This window comes from Paenibacillus sp. WC2504 (assembly GCF_052682475.1).
The window spans coordinates 7,864,266-7,882,953 of the sequence record NZ_JBQZFH010000001.1 but is presented as its reverse complement, the minus strand read 5'-3'; the positions used below and the strand labels follow the sequence as shown (position 1 = coordinate 7,882,953).

At 48.0% G+C, this 18,688-nt stretch carries 20 protein-coding genes; 17 read left to right on the top strand and 3 right to left on the bottom strand.

From position 1 onward, the window contains the following. Positions 1–76: 76 nt before the first annotated feature. From isdE to srtB, 4 genes are read left to right on the top strand one after another with little or no spacing between them, the layout of a single operon-like run. Positions 77–994 (top strand): heme ABC transporter substrate-binding protein IsdE, encoded by a 918-nt coding sequence (isdE, locus tag ACUN27_RS36035; protein ID WP_315955007.1) that lies wholly within the window; start codon positions 77–79, stop codon positions 992–994. 13 nt (positions 995–1,007) lie between these two features. Beyond that, a complete protein-coding gene (locus tag ACUN27_RS36030) occupies positions 1,008–1,991 on the top strand; it encodes a FecCD family ABC transporter permease (RefSeq protein ID WP_445560531.1) in 984 nt (327 codons plus the stop codon). Next, positions 1,981–2,751 (top strand): ABC transporter ATP-binding protein, encoded by a 771-nt coding sequence (locus ACUN27_RS36025; protein WP_445560530.1) that lies wholly within the window; start codon positions 1,981–1,983, stop codon positions 2,749–2,751. Before ACUN27_RS36030 ends, ACUN27_RS36025 begins: the two co-directional genes overlap by 11 nt. Continuing rightward, complete coding sequence (srtB, locus tag ACUN27_RS36020) at positions 2,738–3,526, top strand: class B sortase (RefSeq protein WP_445560704.1); 789 nt, start codon at positions 2,738–2,740, stop codon at positions 3,524–3,526. The genes ACUN27_RS36025 and srtB overlap by 14 nt, the downstream gene beginning before the upstream one ends. An 88-nt stretch (positions 3,527–3,614) precedes the next feature. Here srtB and ACUN27_RS36015 read toward each other — a convergent pair whose 3' ends face one another. Together ACUN27_RS36015 and ACUN27_RS36010 are read right to left on the bottom strand one after the other, a co-directional pair. Continuing rightward, positions 3,615–4,028 carry a hypothetical protein gene (locus tag ACUN27_RS36015; protein ID WP_326062296.1) on the bottom strand — a complete coding sequence of 138 codons (414 nt, stop codon included), beginning with the start codon at positions 4,026–4,028 and terminating at the stop codon, positions 3,615–3,617. A gap of 37 nt (positions 4,029–4,065) precedes the next feature. Next, positions 4,066–4,482 (bottom strand): YtxH domain-containing protein, encoded by a 417-nt coding sequence (locus tag ACUN27_RS36010; protein WP_445560529.1) that lies wholly within the window; start codon positions 4,480–4,482, stop codon positions 4,066–4,068. Positions 4,483–4,707: 225 nt separating this feature from the next. Here ACUN27_RS36010 and ACUN27_RS36005 point away from each other — a divergent pair, with 225 nt between their 5' ends. From ACUN27_RS36005 to rsbW (ACUN27_RS35980), 6 genes are all read left to right on the top strand, one after another. Beyond that, positions 4,708–5,847: a SpoIIE family protein phosphatase gene (locus ACUN27_RS36005; protein ID WP_445560528.1), complete on the top strand. Its 1,140-nt coding sequence runs from the start codon at positions 4,708–4,710 to the stop codon at positions 5,845–5,847. Between the two features lie 138 nt (positions 5,848–5,985). Next, positions 5,986–7,887, top strand: a complete 1,902-nt coding sequence (gene glgB, locus ACUN27_RS36000) for a 1,4-alpha-glucan branching protein GlgB (RefSeq protein WP_445560527.1) — start codon at positions 5,986–5,988, stop codon at positions 7,885–7,887. A gap of 7 nt (positions 7,888–7,894) precedes the next feature. After that, positions 7,895–9,088, top strand: a complete 1,194-nt coding sequence (locus tag ACUN27_RS35995; protein WP_315955000.1) for a glucose-1-phosphate adenylyltransferase — start codon at positions 7,895–7,897, stop codon at positions 9,086–9,088. Between the two features lie 20 nt (positions 9,089–9,108). Continuing rightward, positions 9,109–10,203 carry a glucose-1-phosphate adenylyltransferase subunit GlgD gene (glgD, locus tag ACUN27_RS35990; protein ID WP_445560526.1) on the top strand — a complete coding sequence of 365 codons (1,095 nt, stop codon included), beginning with the start codon at positions 9,109–9,111 and terminating at the stop codon, positions 10,201–10,203. Positions 10,204–10,342: 139 nt separating this feature from the next. Beyond that, the gene (locus ACUN27_RS35985) at positions 10,343–10,675 is read left to right on the top strand and encodes an STAS domain-containing protein (protein WP_326062291.1); all 333 of its coding nucleotides are present in this window, start codon (positions 10,343–10,345) and stop codon (positions 10,673–10,675) included. Next, positions 10,672–11,088 carry an anti-sigma B factor RsbW gene (gene rsbW / locus ACUN27_RS35980; RefSeq protein WP_326062290.1) on the top strand — a complete coding sequence of 139 codons (417 nt, stop codon included), beginning with the start codon at positions 10,672–10,674 and terminating at the stop codon, positions 11,086–11,088. Before ACUN27_RS35985 ends, rsbW (ACUN27_RS35980) begins: the two co-directional genes overlap by 4 nt. Before the next feature lie 78 nt (positions 11,089–11,166). Here rsbW (ACUN27_RS35980) and ACUN27_RS35975 read toward each other — a convergent pair whose 3' ends face one another. Then, on the bottom strand, positions 11,167–11,625 hold the full coding sequence (locus ACUN27_RS35975) for a Dps family protein (protein WP_315954996.1): 459 nt from the start codon (positions 11,623–11,625) through the stop codon (positions 11,167–11,169). A 186-nt stretch (positions 11,626–11,811) separates the two neighbouring features. On the opposite strand from ACUN27_RS35975, the gene ACUN27_RS35970 reads away from it, so the two are divergent. The 7 genes from ACUN27_RS35970 (at position 11,812) to ACUN27_RS35940 (ending at position 18,448) form a co-directional block, all read left to right on the top strand. After that, positions 11,812–12,267, top strand: a complete 456-nt coding sequence (locus ACUN27_RS35970; RefSeq protein ID WP_445560525.1) for a DUF948 domain-containing protein — start codon at positions 11,812–11,814, stop codon at positions 12,265–12,267. Between the two features lie 15 nt (positions 12,268–12,282). After that, a complete protein-coding gene (locus ACUN27_RS35965) occupies positions 12,283–12,651 on the top strand; it encodes an STAS domain-containing protein (RefSeq protein WP_326062287.1) in 369 nt (122 codons plus the stop codon). Continuing rightward, positions 12,648–13,106, top strand: a complete 459-nt coding sequence (gene rsbW / locus ACUN27_RS35960) for an anti-sigma B factor RsbW (RefSeq protein ID WP_315954993.1) — start codon at positions 12,648–12,650, stop codon at positions 13,104–13,106. Before ACUN27_RS35965 ends, rsbW (ACUN27_RS35960) begins: the two co-directional genes overlap by 4 nt. Beyond that, a complete protein-coding gene (locus ACUN27_RS35955; RefSeq protein WP_315954992.1) occupies positions 13,103–13,870 on the top strand; it encodes a sigma-70 family RNA polymerase sigma factor in 768 nt (255 codons plus the stop codon). The genes rsbW (ACUN27_RS35960) and ACUN27_RS35955 overlap by 4 nt, the downstream gene beginning before the upstream one ends. 13 nt (positions 13,871–13,883) lie before the next feature. Continuing rightward, complete coding sequence (locus tag ACUN27_RS35950; protein WP_326062286.1) at positions 13,884–14,699, top strand: PPK2 family polyphosphate kinase; 816 nt, start codon at positions 13,884–13,886, stop codon at positions 14,697–14,699. A gap of 93 nt (positions 14,700–14,792) precedes the next feature. Then, a complete protein-coding gene (locus ACUN27_RS35945) occupies positions 14,793–17,585 on the top strand; it encodes a CHASE3 domain-containing protein (protein ID WP_315954990.1) in 2,793 nt (930 codons plus the stop codon). Further along, positions 17,555–18,448: a CheR family methyltransferase gene (locus tag ACUN27_RS35940; RefSeq protein ID WP_315954989.1), complete on the top strand. Its 894-nt coding sequence runs from the start codon at positions 17,555–17,557 to the stop codon at positions 18,446–18,448. The genes ACUN27_RS35945 and ACUN27_RS35940 overlap by 31 nt, the downstream gene beginning before the upstream one ends. Positions 18,449–18,688 lie beyond the last annotated feature (240 nt).

Below are 18,688 nucleotides of genomic sequence, written 5' to 3'. Positions count from 1 at the left end.
AGAATGAGGTAAGAAAGGGGATACCAGTTTACTGGTGTCCTCTGTAATTTTTAAGGGGAAGGATGTAGAACCGGGCATGAATAAGAGAATGGGAGCCATACTGCTTGCCGGTATGTTGGTTATGACAGCGGGCTGCTCGTCAGGAACGCCCTCGGACAGCAACACAGCTGCTTCTCAGACAGCGGCTCCGGCTGCTGATGTGCAGAGCGAGAAGCGGGTTATTGCGACTACGGTTGCGGCTGCGCAAATTATGGATGCGTTGGAGATGGATTTGGTCGGCGTCCCTACTAGCACGAAGGAGCTTCCTAACCGTTACGACGGGGCAACCAAAGTCGGAAATCCGATGAGTCCCAATATGGAGGTCGTGAAATCGTTGGATCCGACAGACGTACTGTCGGTGACGACATTAGAATATGATTTGGCCCCGGTATTTAAAAATGCTGCTGTCGATGCGACTTTTCTTAATTTCACAAGTCTGGACAAGATGAATAAAGAAATTATTGCGCTCGGCGATAAATACAATCGCCAGAAGCAGGCTCAGGCAATCGTCGCGAAGGTTCAAGACAAGCAAAAGGAAATCAATCAGAAGATTGCTGGCAAGAAGCAGCCAAGCGTGCTAATTTTGCTTGGCGTGCCGGGGAGCTATCTGGTTGCAACGGAGAACTCTTACATCGGAGATCTTGTTAAGCTGGCTGGAGGCATCAATGTGGTGCAAGGAGAGAAAGTCGAATATTTGGCATCGAACACGGAATATTTGCAACAGGCGAATCCGGACATTATTTTACGAGCGGCCCATGGGCTGCCGGATGAAGTCATTAAAATGTTCGATAAGGAATTCCAGAAGAATGATATATGGAAGCATTTTGAGGCGGTTCAGCATAATCGGGTTTATGATTTGCAGGAGGATTTGTTCGGAACAACGGGGAATCTTGCCGCTACGGAAGCCCTTGATGAGCTTGTGAAAATGCTGTATCCAACAAATAGGGATGAATAAAGGAAGAGAAGACATGAATAAAATTGGATGGAGCTTGGTTGTCGTTGTCCTCCTGCTTTTCATCGTAACGTTAGTGTCCATAACTACAGGAAGCATTAAGGTAGGTAGCCTTGAATTTATACAAGGCCTTTTTACAGGGGCCAATAAGAAAGTAGAGATTATTAAGGATTTGCGTTTACCGCGAATTATAGTGGCTCTATTCGTTGGAGCAACACTAGCCGTTTCCGGCGTTCTGCTGCAAGCTGTCATGAGGAACCCTTTGGCTGACGCTGGGGTGATCGGCATCTCCTCCGGAGCGGGCGTTGTTTCGCTGCTGTTCGTGACGTTGTTTCCGCAGCTGTTTTACTGGCTGCCGATGTTCGCCTTTTTTGGAGGGGCGCTAGCGTGTTTCTTGGTCTATTCCTTTTCCTGGAAGTCTGGTCTGAGTCCGATCCGTATTATTTTGGTAGGTCTCGCCATCAACGCTACTTTTACAGGATTGGGACAATCGTTTAATTATCGTGGAAGCTACGCAGTCACCAGCATCAATCAGGCCGTTACCTCGATCTTTACCATGAAGACATGGAATGACGTCCAAGTGATGCTCATCTACGGGACAATCGGTTTGGTGGTAGCCTTCTTTTTATATTCATGGTGCAATATGCTGTCGCTTCAGGATAAATCAGCCCAAAATTTAGGGCTTAGGGTAACTCGGGCACGTTTACTTATTTCTGTAGTGGCCGTAATGCTCGCTGCGGTAGCGACCGCTATTGGCGGAATGATCGCTTTCGTAGGCTTGCTTGTTCCTCACATCGCTCGTTTGCTGGTAGGTTCGGATCATAAAATTTTGATTCCTTTCTCGGCTTTGGGCGGGGCGCTGTTAATTTTATCCGCCGATACGCTGGGGCGCACGGTGCTTGCACCTTCCGAAATTCCCGCCTCCATTATCATGGCTGTTATTGGCGGGCCGTTTTTAATCTTCATGCTGAGAAAGAGTGATCAGATTCGTGGAAATTAACAATATCTCTTTTTCCTATGATAAAAAGAACGATCAATTGAAATCCGTAACGAGTGAGATCGTGAAGGGTAAAATTACGACAATCATTGGCCCCAATGGCTGTGGGAAGTCTACGCTTCTTGGTGTGATGTCGAACAATTATGCGCCTCATACCGGTCAGGTAGTTCTGGATGGCAAAGAGCTAAACATGTATAAAACAAAAGAATTGGCCAAAAAGCTGGCTGTTGTCCATCAGAGCAACGAGGCTCCTTCCGATTTAACAGTTGAAAAGTTAACGAGCTTTGGGAGGTTGCCTCATAGAACCTTATTCGCTCAGGAGAGAAAAGAAGACAAAGAAGCGATTGAGTGGGCGCTGACCTGCACGAATCTGCAAAACAAACGCGCCAAGACCCTGCAGCAATTGTCGGGCGGGGAGAGGCAGCGTGTCTGGATCGCAATGGCGATTGCTCAACGAACTTCCATTTTATTTCTGGATGAACCTACAACATTCCTGGATATCTACTATCAGATCGAAATTTTGGAGTTAATCAAGAAGTTGAATGTCGATCACGGATTGACGATTGTTATGGTACTTCACGATATGAATCAGGCCATTCGATATAGTGACCGACTTCTCGTCATGAAGAACGGTCAATTGTTTATGGAAGGCGCTCCACATGACATTATGACGGAGTCGATGATCAAATCAGTTTATGGAGTTGACGTCATCGTAAAACATGATCAAGATACGGGTTTATACATGGTGCCTGTCGGGATTTAGAAAATTAAGCAAGAGAAGCCTGTGGTCTAGCCTTGTGACGCTTCTCTGCATAGTCGTTTTTATTGGCTCCACCTTCAAGCTAGCTAACTATGTGTTAGCTAACTCAGAGAATAGCAAAGTGATGAACGAGGCGCGGGAGCTGTATAAGTCTGGAAGCTGGCCTTTGACTCAGCTTGCGCTGACGTCAGGACAGGATCCGAAGACGAAGCCTTCCAAATTCGATCGATTGCTTGAGAAAAATCCAGATACGGTTGGTTGGCTGCGAATCAGCGATACCCAAATTGATTATCCTGTCGTGCAAGCTTCTGATAACGAGTATTATTTGAGCAGAAACTACGAGCGGGAACCCATGGAAGCCGGAAGTATATTTATGGATTTCCGGAACGATGCGAGCGGGGACGAACGTCATACGATTATTTATGGCCATCGGATGAAAAACGGTTCCATGTTCGGGAATTTAAAGAAGTATCTGGACCCGGCATTTTTTCAATCCCACCGGACGTTTATTTATGAAAGCTTACATCAATCCTATCGGGTGGACATTATTGCGGTTTACTATACGACGACTGAATTCAACTATATTCAAACCGATTTTGCCGATGACACGGAATATGCATCATTCTTGCATACGATTCAGAACCGCTCGATCTATGCGACTAATGAAGCGTTAACAGCAAACGACTCCATTCTTACGCTTTCTACCTGCGACTACACGCTTGATTCCAAAGATGGAAGACTAGTGATACACGGTAAGCTCACTTCATTGACTGAATAATGCCTACTGAGAGCCGCATGGTATGGTTGTACGCAACACATTCGAAACAAAAAAGGTTGAACAGGGGGTTCTCCTGTCCAACCTTTTTTTATTGAATCGGGTCCGGGATCAGATTCTTCTCGATCAACTCGCTGTTGGTCTTCATGTGCTTCATTTCATTGCCGAGTTTCTTGATCTCGTCCAAATCTTGAGCCATGGAGCTGTTGTTGGCTTCCTCTAAGGTTTTACCGGAGGGGCCGTTACACAGCCGTTCTAGTTCAATCAGCTTGTCCAGCGCGATCCGGCGGACCTCCAGCGGAACAAATCTATTCTCCGGAAAACCTGCCTCATGGAAGTGTACAGTGGTATTCCCGTGCTCGGAGGTGAGCGTCGTCAATGTAAGCGGATAGGAGGCAGCTGTAGCCTCACTATAGATATTATATTGATAGACGGCCTTCTCCGTATACTCCACACGTTCTAAACCGAAATCGGTTAGTTGTCGATGCAGCATGTTTTTATCCATTTCAAATCACTCCTTTCAAAAATGATGGCTTACTCTTTTAGTGCCGATTATTCGAGTACTCCGGTTTAGCTGACTGCAATGGTTCGGCAATCTCCTGTACCTTAGTGCTAGCTTTCTCACCAATGTCTTTTGCTTTCTCACTTGCCTTTTCACCAAATTCTTGCACCTTATCGCCCGCCATTTCGGCTAAGTCCTGTGTTTTATCGCTCAGCTTTTCCGCCATCTCTTCAGTTTTATCAGCAGTCTTGGCGGCCATTTCCTTTGTCTTTTGCCCGAGGGCTGCGGCGAACTGGTTTGTTTTATCAGATAGATTTCGATAGGTCGTTGTGAGGTTGTCTCGCAGTTCTGCTCCCTTTTTCGGGGCTAATAACAATGAGGCTACAGCGCCTATCGCACCACCGATTACCAGGCCTAACAATAGTCCGCTTCTGTTTGTTTCGACAGTTTCACTCATGAGTCATCTCTCCTTCAATTGGGGTATAGTGGGTCATGCCTTATACCAGGTTGTAACCCTATTTTCTTGGTTTGAAACAGGGGAGGTACTTTAAATACCTGGCCGATCATTGATGATGATTGAAATTTTCGCAGGCGGGTAGTACATAGAGAAGCTCTTTGTTTTTGAACTATGGTAAACTAGATGAGGGTTCCAGTTAACTTTTACCCGAAAGGGGTTATGACGATGAGCATTGTCATTGTGGACGATAACGCGACAAATTTACTAATTATTGAAAAAATACTGCTTAAAGCAGGATACACGGATCTTCAAATGGTGTCCTCGGCGAAAGAGCTGTATCAGTTATTAGATATGCATTCCCCCAGTCCGGCAGAGGTGCCGGTAGATCTCATCTTAATGGATATGATGATGCCGGAGATCGATGGCGTAGAGGCCTGTCGCACGATTCAAGCAGATGAGAGGCTGCGGGATATTCCCATTATTTTCGTGACGGCGATGGGGGATTCGAATAAGCTCGCTGAGGCTTTGGATGCAGGGGCGCTTGATTATGTAATGAAGCCAATTAATAAGGTGGAGCTGCTTGCCCGAATCCGTGCGACGCTCCGTTTGAAATATGAGAAGGATTGGCACAAAGAGCGGGATAAGCGGATTAAATATGAGCTGGATTTGGCAAAACAGGTACAGCGCAGCGTGCTCAACAACCCCATAGAGGAGGAAGATATCCGAATCTCTGCGGTCTATAAGCCATCGTCGGAATTGGCGGGGGACTTCTACGCGTGGTATCCGATTGGACCGAATCGGTATGGTGTTATTTTGCTGGATATGATGGGGCACGGTATTTCGTCTTCCCTGGTGTGTATGTATATTTATTCGGCTTTGAAGGACACCATCACGCATATTTGCGATCCGGAGGGTGTGATGCGCGAGTTGAATGGCAGGATGCATCAGCTGCATCAATCGGACAGTTTGATCAATTATTATTTTACGGCGATCTACTTGGTGCTGGATACGGAGAAACAAACGATTGAGTATGTGAATGCGGGGCACCCCGCAGGCATTGCGGAGTTGGACGGCGAGGTGAAGCTGTTGACGGAAGGCTGCTGCGCCATTGGTTTTTTTGAGGAAATTGAAGTAACGAAAGGCGTAATTCGTTATGAGCAAGAGGCACGTATTGTATTATTCACAGATGGTCTATCGGAATGGCTGGATGATGAGGAACAGGATGGTATCGCGAAAATACGGCAAGGTCTGCAGTCTTCTGGCAGCGTACACGATCCAGAGGATCTGGTGGAGCGGATCTATCCGCATGACAAAAGCGAGGCTCCACAGGACGATATGTGTCTGGTCATGATTAGCATTTCGTAATTGGCATTTATTAATAAGAAATGGATACATGCACAAGTTCGTCCCATAAATTGGGCGGCTTGTGCATTTTTTGTTTCAATAGGCGATAACGGGGGTAATAAAAGGCATGAAGTTAATCGATGGCGGGGAGGAAAATGGATGACAACGATGACATCGTCACCCAGTTCAGACGCTCTATATTTATTTCATGAGGGTACGCAGTATCAAAGTTATCGGTTTCTGGGCTCTCACTTGGAGGAAAAAGATGCTGTGAAAGGCGTCCATTTCGCCGTGTGGGCACCAAATGCAAAGCAAGTGAACGTATCGGGCAGCTTCAACGGTTGGGATGGTAGGAATCATGGCATGACGGTGTCAGACGGTGTGTGGACACTTTTTATCCCCGAATTGAAGGAAGGTACTTTATACAAATATGAAATTATTACGTCAGAGGATGATTGTTATTTGAAGTCAGACCCTTACGCGTTTTCTTCTGAGCTTAGACCCGGAACCGCTTCCATAGTGACTTCCTTGGAAGGTTATGCTTGGCAGGATGAAGCTTGGCTTGCAGGGAAGACATCTCACCAATTTCTACAGCAGCCGCTTCTGGTTTATGAAGTGCATCTGGGCAGCTGGAAGCGCAAGGAAGACGGCGGCTTCTACAGCTATAGAGAATTGGCGGACGAGTTAGTCGACTATGTCGTGACCCATGGCTTTACGCACATCGAGCTTATGCCGCTTATGGAGCATCCGCTGGATAAATCCTGGGGCTATCAGATAACGGGCTATTACTCGGTGACGAGTCGTTTCGGAACGCCTCAGGAGTTCATGTATTTGGTTGATCGCTGCCATCAGATGGGGATCGGCGTCATTATGGATTGGGTGCCGGCGCATTTCTGCAAAGACGCTCACGGATTAGCCCGATTCGACGGAAAACCGCTGTACGAATATGCGGACAACCGTAAAGGCGAGCATCCGACATGGGGGACTTATATTTTTGATTACGAGAAACCCGAAGTGCATAGCTTTTTAATTTCCAATGCTTTGTTCTGGATGGATGTTTATCATATTGACGGCTTGCGTGTCGACGCGGTGTACAGTATGTTGACGCTGAATTTTGACAGGTCGGAAGATGACTGCATCACGAATAACGAGGGTGGCGAGGAAAATTTGGAAGGCATCGCTTTTCTCCAAAAGCTGAATGCCGTCATCTTCGCCAGATACCCGAACGCCTTGATGATGGCGGAGGATTCCAGTTCATACCTGGGAGTAACCAAGCCGGTTGAACAGGGCGGACTGGGTTTTAATTATAAATGGAATTTAGGCTTTACGTGGAACACAATCGACTATATGAAAAAGAATCAAGAGGAACGCAGCGGGTTGGAACCGCAGTTGACGAAATCGCTGCAACAGGCATGGGATGAGAATTATATCCTCCCTTATGCGCATGACGAGATGGCTAATCCGGATAAGTCTCTCCTGGGTAAAATGTCGGGAAGCGACAGCTGGCAGAGATTTGCCAATCTGCGTGTGCTGTACGCCTATCTGATCGGGCATCCCGGCAAAAAGCTCCTGTTCATGGGCAGCGAATTCGGCCAGGAGCAGGATTGGGACTCGGAAGCGGCACTCACGTGGGATGTACTGCAGGATCGTGAACATCAACAGTTTCAACATTTTGTGAAGACACTAAATCATTTCTATATATCGGAGAAGGCTCTGTGGGAGCGGGATTATGCGCCTGATGGGTTTGAAGGGATTGATTTTGAGGATACGGCGGACGGTCTGGTGTTATTTGGCCGGAAAGGGGAGGAGAATGAAGACCTCCTTATGGTTTGTAATTTCAAACCCGAAACACACGAAGGTTACCGTATTGGAGTGAAAGAGCTTGCGCAATATCAAGAAGTATTTAACAGTGATCGCCCAGAATACGGTGGATCGGGTGTGATGAATGAGTCTGCACAGACTGCGGAAGAGTGGTCGTGTCAGAATCAACCTTACAGCATTCAGGTAACGATACCGCCACTGGCGGCTGTCATTTTCAAAAAAAACCAAAGGGAAGGATGAGATGATGATGAAAAAGCAGGAATGTGTAGCTATGCTGTTGGCTGGCGGAGAAGGGAGCAGGCTTCGTCCGTTAACGAGGTATATGGCGAAGCCGGCGGTTCATTTTGGAGCGAAATATCGGATGATTGATTTCGCTTTGAGCAATTGCCGCAATTCAGGAATCGGTACGATTGGCGTGCTGACGCAGTATAAACCGGCTGTTTTGCATGCGCACATCGGGAGCGGGGACGTTTGGCAGGTGGAAGGTGCTGGAAGTGGCGGCAGCGGCATTTCCGTTCTGGAGCGGCAGGCCGGAGCACCTAATGCATATAAGGGAACCGCAGATGCCGTCTATCAAAACCTGGCTTATCTGCAGGAGCATAACCCGAGTTATGTGCTGATCCTCTCCGGCGATCATATTTATAACATGGATTATCGGACGATGCTGGAACATCATCAGGCAACCGGCGCGGATGCCACGATTTCGGTTATACCGGTGAAATGGGAGGAAACCAGCCGGTTCGGGATTGTTAGCGTAGATGAGCAGCATCGGATTACCGCTTTTGCGGAAAAGCCGTTCAAACCGGCCAGCAACTTAGCCTCCATGGGGATTTACATATTCAACTGGGAGTTCCTGAAGTCCTGTTTGGAGCAGGATGCGGATCATCCGGCTTCAAGCCATGATTTTGGCCATGACATTATTCCCGGGCTATTGGCTGCAGGGGCGCATGTGTCAGCCTATCCTTTTGAAGGATACTGGAAGGACGTTGGCACGATAGAAAGCCTATGGGAATCTCACATGGATTTGCTTGGTTATAATCCGAGGCTGCAGATGAATCAGGAGGCATGGCCTGTGCTGACGGCCAAACGGAACTTCCCCAGAAGCCAAGTGGCGCTTGACGCGCGGGTTAATAACGCCGAAATAGGGGATGGCGTCTCTGTCTACGGCAATGTCAGTCACTCGGTTCTATTCGATGGTGTGAAGGTCGGCAAGCATAGCCGGGTGCTGAACAGCGTCATTATGCCCGGCGTGCAGATTGGGGAGCACGCCCTTATCCTTAACGCTATTATTGGGGAAGGATCAATTATTAAAGACGGCGCTATCGTAGGCAAGCCAGGGAATCCGGGCATTACTGTTGTCGGTGAGAAATCCGTGATTGGACGTCACTATCCAGCCTCTATACCTGCTACATTGACCGGTACGCGGCTGAATTTCGTTTAAGCCCAGAGGAGGAATGCCGTATGGAGAATGTTCTTGGTTTCATTAATCTCATGAATGAGCAAAGCGATTTGTCCACACTTACCCGTGACCGGTGCGTGGGGGCAGTGCCTTTTGCCGGCCGGTACCGGTTAGCGGATTTTGCGCTTTCCAATATGAGCAATGCCGGCATTCAAGAGGTGGTGGTGCTGGCGACTCCGAAGGCGGAATCGCTGCTCCAGCATATCGGAAACGGTCGGCACTATGGGTTAGAGGCGCTGCACACACTAGCCGCCAAGCATGACGATGAGCTTCAGTTGGATTACCCTCTGGATTACTTGAAATCCAGAGCGGAGAAGTATGTTTTGCTTGCACCCAGCCGCATTATTTATCATTCCCATTATGATCAAATGATGGAATACCATGACAGTAGCAGAGCGGACATTACGGTACTTTTCAAACATTTGACGGAGATGGACCGCCATGCGCATATTGGACATGCTTACAGCTTAAATATAAATGATCAAGGCCGGGTTGTTGGCGCCGCTCCCACCTACCATGCGCTGCCAAGCCTCTCTCCGCAAAATATTGATCTGGACACGATGGTTCTGGAGCGCAAGCTGCTGATTGATCTCATTGAGATGAGCCTGAAGCCCGGAAAAGCCATGGATCTGAAACAGGCGGTATGGGAGCAGCTGGACCACCTTCATGTACAAGGTTATGCCAATCATGGCTATATGGCGATTATGGATTCCGTTGACAGTTACTATGCGCACAGCATGCAGCTGCTGCAGCCGCATGGATGGAGGCAGTTCATGGAGCATCAAGAGTCTGTGTATACGCGAAAAGAGGACGAGACTGCGATCGCATGTCATCAGCAAGCTTTGATACGCAATGCGTTCGTTGCGCCCGGCTGCCGAATAGAAGGCTTTGTGGAGAACAGCATCTTGTTCCCCGGAGTTGCCGTTCATGCGGGAGCGCACGTCAAAAATAGCGTGATCATGCAGGATTGCATGATCCAGGCAGGCGCCTATTTGGACCGTGTTATTTTGGACAAACAAGTCATGGTGGAGCAGGGAGCGGTCATTTGCGGCGAGTACGCCCATCCATTCGTAGCGGAGAAGAGCGGAGTGTTGTAAGCGGAGGCTGGCCGGATTGGCCGGCTTCGTTGCATGTCCGGAAAGGCCCGGCAGATCAGGCTTTTGGCTGTAAACCTTGTGTAAAGGCTAGGCACTTGTTACACTTGAAAGAGCAAATCACATAGAAGGAGTGTGGCTCATGTCCGTAGAAAAGTTCCAAGTTGATCAAGAAGAATTGGAAACATCTATACTGCTTCATATCCGCGGTGAACTCGATTTGGCAGCAGCTTTAACGTTCCGCCATGCGCTCGAAGCGGTTGTTCATAGAACCGATAAGGCGTTAATTCTAGACGTAAGCAAGTTAACATACATCGATAGCACGGGGATCGGTATTGTGGTCTCTGCTTTGAAAATACGCGATGAGTTGAAAGCGCCGTTTGCCGTACGCCATATTCCATCCGGTATTAAAAGGCTGTTTGACCTTACAGGCATTTCCGGATTTCTTAATGAAGGGATCGAAGGAACCGCATGAACGTCGTTCGTCTGCACATACCCGCAGCAGCGGAGTACCTGGACCTCGTCAGGCTTAGTCTCTACGGGGTTGCCTCTAAGCTGGGGTTTTCCTATGAGGATATCGAGGATATGAAAGTAGCGGTTTCGGAGGCCTGCAACAATGCGGTGCTTCATGGGGAGACGTCGGCCACGCTGGGGCAAATCCAAATCAGCTTTGAGCTTGGTGAAGGCAAGCTGATTGTGAAAGTGAAAGATGACGGCCCTGGCTTTGATTACCAAAGTCAGCAAGAGCAGTCGGAACCTCCGGATGTCCGGACACTCGGCGAACTGCAGTCTGGAGGCCTTGGCATGTATCTCATGCAAGCGCTGATGGACGAGGTGACGGTGAACACCGAGCAAGGGACGGAAGTCACGCTCGTTAAATATGTATAAAAAAGGGCTATCTCTAGGGTCAATTATGACCTATGGAGATAGCCCTTTGTGGCTAAGGGAACTATGATCGGCTATGTCTTAGCGGCCGAGGAAAGATTCCAGCATCCAGCTATGCTTCTCAAGCGAAGCGCGAATCCCGATCAGCATATCAGCGGTCGGCTGATCCTTACTTTCTTCGGCAAGCGCGATTCCCTCGGTCAACTCCGAGCAGATGAGGGTGAAGTCGCTTGCCAACTGCTTCACCATTTCCGCTGCGGAAGCCCCCTTGCTAGCTTCTTTGATGGAAGCAAGCTCCAGGTGCTCCTGCAGGGTAGCGGTTGGCACGGCGCGCAGCGAAAGCATTCGTTCTGCGATAACATCCAGATGCAGCGCGGCCTCCCCATACAACTCTTCGAATTTTAGATGCAGCGTGAAGAAATTTTCTCCTTTTACATACCAGTGATAGTTATGCAGTTTCATATATAGTATTGAGAAGTTCGCTACTTGCTTGTCCAACGTTTCGGTAATGGCATGTTCCTTCAATGCGGTTTTCGCCATGGGAAATTCCTCCATTCATCTTATAGGATTGTTTCATTGTTTCTATCTTGTCTTTACCCGGGAGGTTCACTTTTGAAACATAGCATAGAAACATCTGGAAATTCATGGAGGGCTGTTTCATTTCTCGGCGATACGGGTAACGATAAGTAATCAAGCAAACTAATCAAGCGAACAGGGGTGATTGACATGTTGGTCGAACTTAGCGCAGTCCTTGCTGCCGTAGCTTTCGTATTCCTTGTCTTCTATTTGATTCAAACCTTGAAATCACTGAAGCTGTCCCTGGATCAGATCACACTGACGATGGGTCAAATGAAGGACGAAGTCACGCAGATTTCTTCCGAAGTACAGGACGTTATTCTCAATACCAATGAGATGGCTATAGATGTTCGTGCGAAGCTGGCAAAGTTGAATCATCTGTTCAGCTCCGTGAACGACGTTGGTCAAGTCGTCCACGAACTTACATCTTCTATGAAACAATCAGCCACAGGTTTCATCGACGCGGTGAAACAAACGCGATTGCCGAAAGATACGCCGTCATTAAGCCGCAGATGGCAAACGATTTTGCAGGGAGCGGCAGTTTCGGTCGAGATGTGGAAGAAGTTTAAATCCAAAAAGACGCCTCATATGGGCAGCATGAAATAGGAAGGAGCTATCTTTGTGAACATACGCAAATTTACGGTTTATAAGCAATCGAATGGGGAAGAAAATATTATATACTTAAGCGGGGAACTTGATTTGTCAGCAGCCTCCGAGCTTGCGGCCGTTCTGGATTCTGTCGTCTCTCAGGGTGATCAGCAATTAACCTTAGACTTAAAAGAGCTGCGTTACATTGACAGCACGGGGATAGGTTTAATTGTCTCGGTGCTTAAAGTAAGAGCTGCGATGGGCGCACCCTTCCGTATTCAGCATATTCCCGCCAGAATTCAACGTTTATTTGAAATCACAGGCGTTGCCCGCTATTTGGTGGACGGAGAACTGCAAATTCATAATCAAGGCAGAGCAGAAAGGAAAGAAGAAATTATATGAACCCATACATCGGCCTTACGATCCCCGCACAGGCGGAATACTTAGATATTGTCCGACTTACCTTATACGGTGTAGCCTCTAAAGCGGGCTTCTCATTTGAAGATATTGAAGATATGAAGGTGGCTGTAGCAGAAGCTTGCAATAATGCCATTCTGCATGCTTATGAACAGGGGCAGCCTGGAACCATTGAGATTCAGTACGAGCAGCAGGACGGATTTTTGCAAATTAGTGTTAAGGATGAAGGGAATAGCTTTCATTATGTGCAAGCCGAATCCGATACGGTTGCTCTGCATCATAAATCCATTAGTGAAGCGGCGGTAGGGGGGTTAGGATTGTTCCTCATGCAGGCTTTAATGGACGATGTGCAGGTGTTAACGGACAGCGGTAAAGGCACTCAGGTTGTTTTGAAGAAGCAGTTAACAGGGCAGATGAATAGAAAAGAGGAAATGGTATGAATGTGAATGCATCATCCAACAAGCCTCTCTATGACATGTATGTGAAAATGAAAATTTATAAAGAGACGGCTTGCCAAGAGACGGCTACGGCACTGCTGCTGCACTATGAACCTATCGTTCGTATGGCAGTCGGCAAGATGTCACGGAGCCGTCCTGATCTCTATGAGGATCTGTATCAGGTCGGGCAGATGTCTTTGCTTCGGCTGTTCACCCAGTACGATAGTACACTGGATACTCCATTTGAAGCTTATGCGATGAAAAGCTTGATCGGTCACCTGAAGAACTATTTGCGTGACAAGTCATGGTACATACAGGTTCCGCGACGAATTAAGGAGAAAGGAGCCCTCGTTCAGAGAGCCTTGGATGAGCTCACCGTCAAGCTCGAACGGTCGCCGAATATCGATGAAATGGCGGCTTATTTGGAGCTCAGCACGGAAGAGACCATAGAAATACTGGCTGGCCGAGACTATTATCATTACACCTCGCTGGATACGCCACTGAACAGTGAAGGGGATAGTGCGACGATTGGTGATATGATTGCCGGGTCGACCGACGAATATCAATCCCTGGAGAGACGAATGGATCTGGAAGAGGCGATGACCTGCTTGAAAGAGGAAGAGAAGAAAGTCATTCATCTTATCTATCAGGAAGGGCTCTCTCAGCGTCAAATTGCGGATCAGCTAGGGATATCCCAGATGAGTGTTTCCCGTATTCAGAAGCGGGCAATACTGAAACTGAAGGCAGTTCTTACACCCAATCCTTAGAGGAGGCCGGCCTATGCCAGTCAAGCATTTTAAATTGGAATATGGAAAAAAGTTTCGTTTAGCGAATATCGACCCCAATGATACCGGAGCCGTCCATGACAGGGAAGAGGTAGAAGCTGAGGTTGAACGCTTGAAAGAGCAGCTGGAAGCACTGCAAAATAAGCTGTACGCCGAGAAGAAGCAATCCGTTCTTTTTGTTATACAGGGGATGGATTGCAGTGGCAAAGATGGCGTCGTTAAGCATGCTCTTGGGGGGTTGCATCCGCAGGGATTCCGGGTAAACAGTTTCCGTGCGCCAACGGAAGAGGAAGCGGCTCATGATTTCTTATGGCGCGCTCATCAGATTGCACCGGCCAAAGGGATGATCGGAGCCTTCATTCGTTCGTATTACGAAGATGTGCTCATCACGAGAGTCCATAATTGGATTAGCGGGTCGGAAGTGAAGAGCAGATTCAAGCATATTAACCGATTTGAGAAATTATTGGAGAGCGGTGGCGTGAAAATCGTGAAGATTTTTCTCCACATCTCGAAAGATTTCCAACTTGCAAAACTGCGCAATCGGCTGACAGATCCTACGAAGCATTGGAAATTTGATAAAAATGATTTGGTAGAGCGGGAGTCATGGGCCGAATATGAGGAAGCCTATGAAGCGGTATTTAAGCATTGCAGCTCTGAAACGGCGCCTTGGTACATTGTGCCAGCCAATCATCGCTGGTACCGGGATTGGGCTGTGCTGCAAATCGCTGTAGAAGCGCTAGAGAGCATGAATCTAGCATTTCCAGAGTCAGATCCGGAGCTCGATGAAATACTAGAAAAACTACAGGAATAGGCGTTGTTTTTCTCTCTACCTCCGTAACTATGGTATAGTTAGATTAGTAGAATGTTAACTAACGTTCTCTATGAACTGTACTAGGAGGCTGCTATGGGCAAATTTTTTCGTGCGAATATACGTGCAAAAATAATAATGGGATATGTATTTATTATCATATGCTTAGGAATTGCTCTTCTCATTGTGAGCGGTCGTGTCAATGCGCTGCAGAAGGAAGTGGATTTCGTCTCCAGTCATGATTTGGAAGCGCATGATCTTATCAACGCCATACAGAAAAATATGGTTGATATGGAAACCGGCATGCGAGGCTACATCATTACTGGAGACGTTCAATACTTGGAACCCTACGATACAGCCAACAAAACATGGCTCGATAATTATAATAAGCTTCTGCAGTTAGTCAGTTATAACCCCGCTCAGAAAGAGAGTTTGGAGCGTATCAAGCCGACCATCCAAAGTTGGATCCGCACGGCCGGTGATAATGTGATTCTGTTGAAGAAAGAAAACAAACAGGCGGCAATTGACGATTACTTCAGGCAAAATTCAGGAAAAAAACTGATGGATCAACTGCGTACCCAATTTGATTCTTTTCTTGCCGCAGAAAAGCAGCTGACGACGGCTAGAGCTGAGCAGCTCGCTCAAAGTAATAAAAATCTTAAAATTGTGCTTTTCACGCTTCTTGGCATCATTTCTATTTTTGCAATAATTGTAGCACTGGTCTTATCTAATTCTATTACAAGTACGATCAAGCAAGTTACGAGAATGATTCGTTATATTACATCTTCCGAAGGGAATCTGACGTCGAGAATTGAACTGACCAGCCATGATGAAATAAGAGAGTTGGCGGAAGCGACCAATGAAATGTTGGGAGATTTGGAGAAGCAAAACTGGATTCAAACGAATATCGCCGAAGTCGCCACTTTGTATCAAGGAATTAATGATATCGGCTGTTTGGGTGGAACTTTTATAAGCAAATTAGCGCCAATGCTGGATAGTGTTTATGGGGCTGTCTACCTACGTGAAAACGTCGGGGAGGAAACTCGCTATGTGAAAATAGCCGGGTATGCGGCGTCCGGAAAGGATCCTGCTGCGGCTGTTTTCCGGTTGGGAGAAGGTTTGGTTGGTCAATGTGCGGTGGATCAGCGTATTTTCCTCATCGATAACCTGCCGGAAAATCATGTGAAACTTACGTCTGGTTTAGGTGCTTCGGTCCCCCGTAACTTGCTGGTAGCGCCGATTCTTGTGAATGGTCACACAGAGGCTGTCATCGAGTTAGCGTCTCTTCATACGTTCCAGGCTCAGCATTTGACCTTGGTTGACTCGCTGCAAGAGAAGTTTGGTTCGGCCATCACAAATGTGCGCAGCCGCATGGAAGTAGAGCGATTGCTATCGGAGTCTCAGATATTGACGGAAGAGCTTCAAGCGCAATCCGAGGAGCTGCAGGCGCAGTCGGAAGAGCTGCAAATGCAGCAGGAACAGCTGCGCATGACCAACGAATTCTTAGAAGAGCAGAACCATTTCTCTGAGCAAAAGGCGTTGGAATTAAAGAAGGCCAAAGACGAGCTGGAAGATTATTCGTTAAAGCTGAAGACGAGCTCCCAGTACAAATCCGACTTCCTTGCCAATATGTCGCATGAGCTGCGTACGCCGCTGAACAGTATCATGATTTTGTCCCAGATGCTCGCGGAAAATAACGGCGATTTGCAAATGTCAGAGATTGTGGAATATTCGCGCGTGGTGAATGCCGCAGGGAAGGATCTGCTGGCGCTAATCGACGATATCCTGGATTTATCCAAAGTCGAGGCGGGCAAAATAGAAATCATGACGGACGATTTCAATGTGACTGAACTGCCGCAATTGATGAAGCTTATGTTTGCTCCGGTCGCGGAGAAAAAGGGACTCGACTTTGACATCACCTTGGATCCGGATGTGCCGAATGTCATTCAGACGGACGGTCAGCGTCTACAGCAAATATTGAAGAATCTGCTCTCCAACGCGTTTAAATTTACCGAAAAAGGTTCCGTGATGATGAAAATCGCGCTTGCCGACCCGGTTCGTGTGAAGGAGCTCCTGCGCAGAGATCCGGCAGAAAAAGTACTTGCCATCTCGATTACGGATACCGGTATCGGGATTCCCATCGACAAGCAGCAGGTCATTTTCGAAGCGTTCCGCCAGGTGGATGGCACAACCAACCGGCAATTTGGCGGAACAGGGCTTGGTTTATCCATCTGCCGCGAGTTTACGCGTCTGCTCGGGGGCTCCATTGTTGTGAAAAGCGAGGTGCACAAGGGCAGTACATTTACGCTCTACGTGCCTAACGCAATTGAAACGGAGCAGGATAACGGGTCGCCTGGCAATGACCCTCATGGAGGGGAAATTGCCGCAGCCGTGGAAGAGCGAACGATTATTTCTACGCAAGCTGTGGCGCCGTCTGCCGTTTCATCGGTTGAAACGATGATTGGGGACGTGGATGTCATCCATTCGGATGCGCAGCTGTTCCAAGGCAAAAGAGTGCTGCTCGTCGACGATGATGCGCGCAACGTTTTCGCGCTCGTTACTGCGCTGGAGACGAAGGGAGTTACCGTGGATGTAGCGGATCACGGGAAAGATGCCCTGGAAATGTTAGGCGAAGGCGCCGAGTACGATCTCATCTTGATGGACATCATGATGCCGGTCATGGATGGTTATGAGGCCATGCAGGCGATTCGAGGAGAACTGCAGATGCATGAACTGCCAATTATCGCCCTTACGGCCAAAGCGATGAAAAGTGAGAAGGAGAAATGTCTGGAAGCCGGCGCTTCCGACTATATTACGAAGCCGCTAAATATGGATCAGCTATTTTCGCTCATGCGTGTATGGCTAACGAAGCAGGTGAAAAAACATTGAATCGTAAGCTTGTGGAAGAGCCCGTCGACTTGGAGAACCCGCCTTATGAGGATGAACGACAAAACATTGAGATTAATCTCCTCTTAGAAGGCCTGTATCAAATGTACGGGTTTGATTTCCGCCACTATGTCCGTTCTTCCTTACGGAGGCGGGTTCTGAATCGCATGAAAGCAGAGAAGCTGCCGAACGTCACCGCCCTATTGGAGAAGGTTCTCCATGAACCTGGCTTCGTGGACCGCTTGCTCAATGACATGTCGATCCGCGTCACCGAGATGTTCCGAGACCCCAGCTTTTTCCGCGCTTTTCGCAATCGGGTCGTGCCTGAGCTCAGGAAGTACCCCGAGATTCGCATCTGGCATGCCGGCTGCGCGACGGGGGAGGAAGTGTACTCCATGGCGATCCTGATGCAGGAAGAGGGCTTGGCGGAGCGAACAAAGATCTATGCAACGGATATGAATGAGAAAGCGATTGATGCCGCGCAAAAAGGGGCCTTCCCGCTTAAGCAGATGCAATACTTCACCAAAAATTATTTGGATTCCGGCGGGACGAAAGCTTTCTCCGAATATTACACAACGGATCATCAGTACGCTTACTTCCAGCCGGTCATGAAGGATAACTTGATGTTCGCACAGCACAATTTGGCAACGGACGGCTCTTTTAATGAATTTCATGTGATCTTGTGCCGCAATGTCTTGATCTACTTCGATCATAAGCTGCAGACCCAAGTACACAGCTTGTTTCACGGCAGCTTGGTCGGCGGAGGGTACCTCGGGTTAGGCAAGAAAGAGTCCATTCTTTTCGTGCCGGAAGGCGTGCATTATGAGGAGTACGTTCCGCAGGAACGAATATACCGTAAGAGATAAGACCATTTGAGACGATGAGGGTATCGTTGTCTCAAGTGGTTTTTTTGTTGCTAGCTGCGGGGGATGGAGTTTTATGGTTGAGGAACAGTAAAAAACCTGGGAGAACGCTGCATAGGTGTATCTTAAGGGAACTGGGGGCCTCTATTTTTGGGAAAAAGAAGCATTTTTCCACGATGAGCGGAACTACAGGGCACTATTCGGCCTTCGTGCCACACTTTATCGAGCGAAACGCCAAAATAG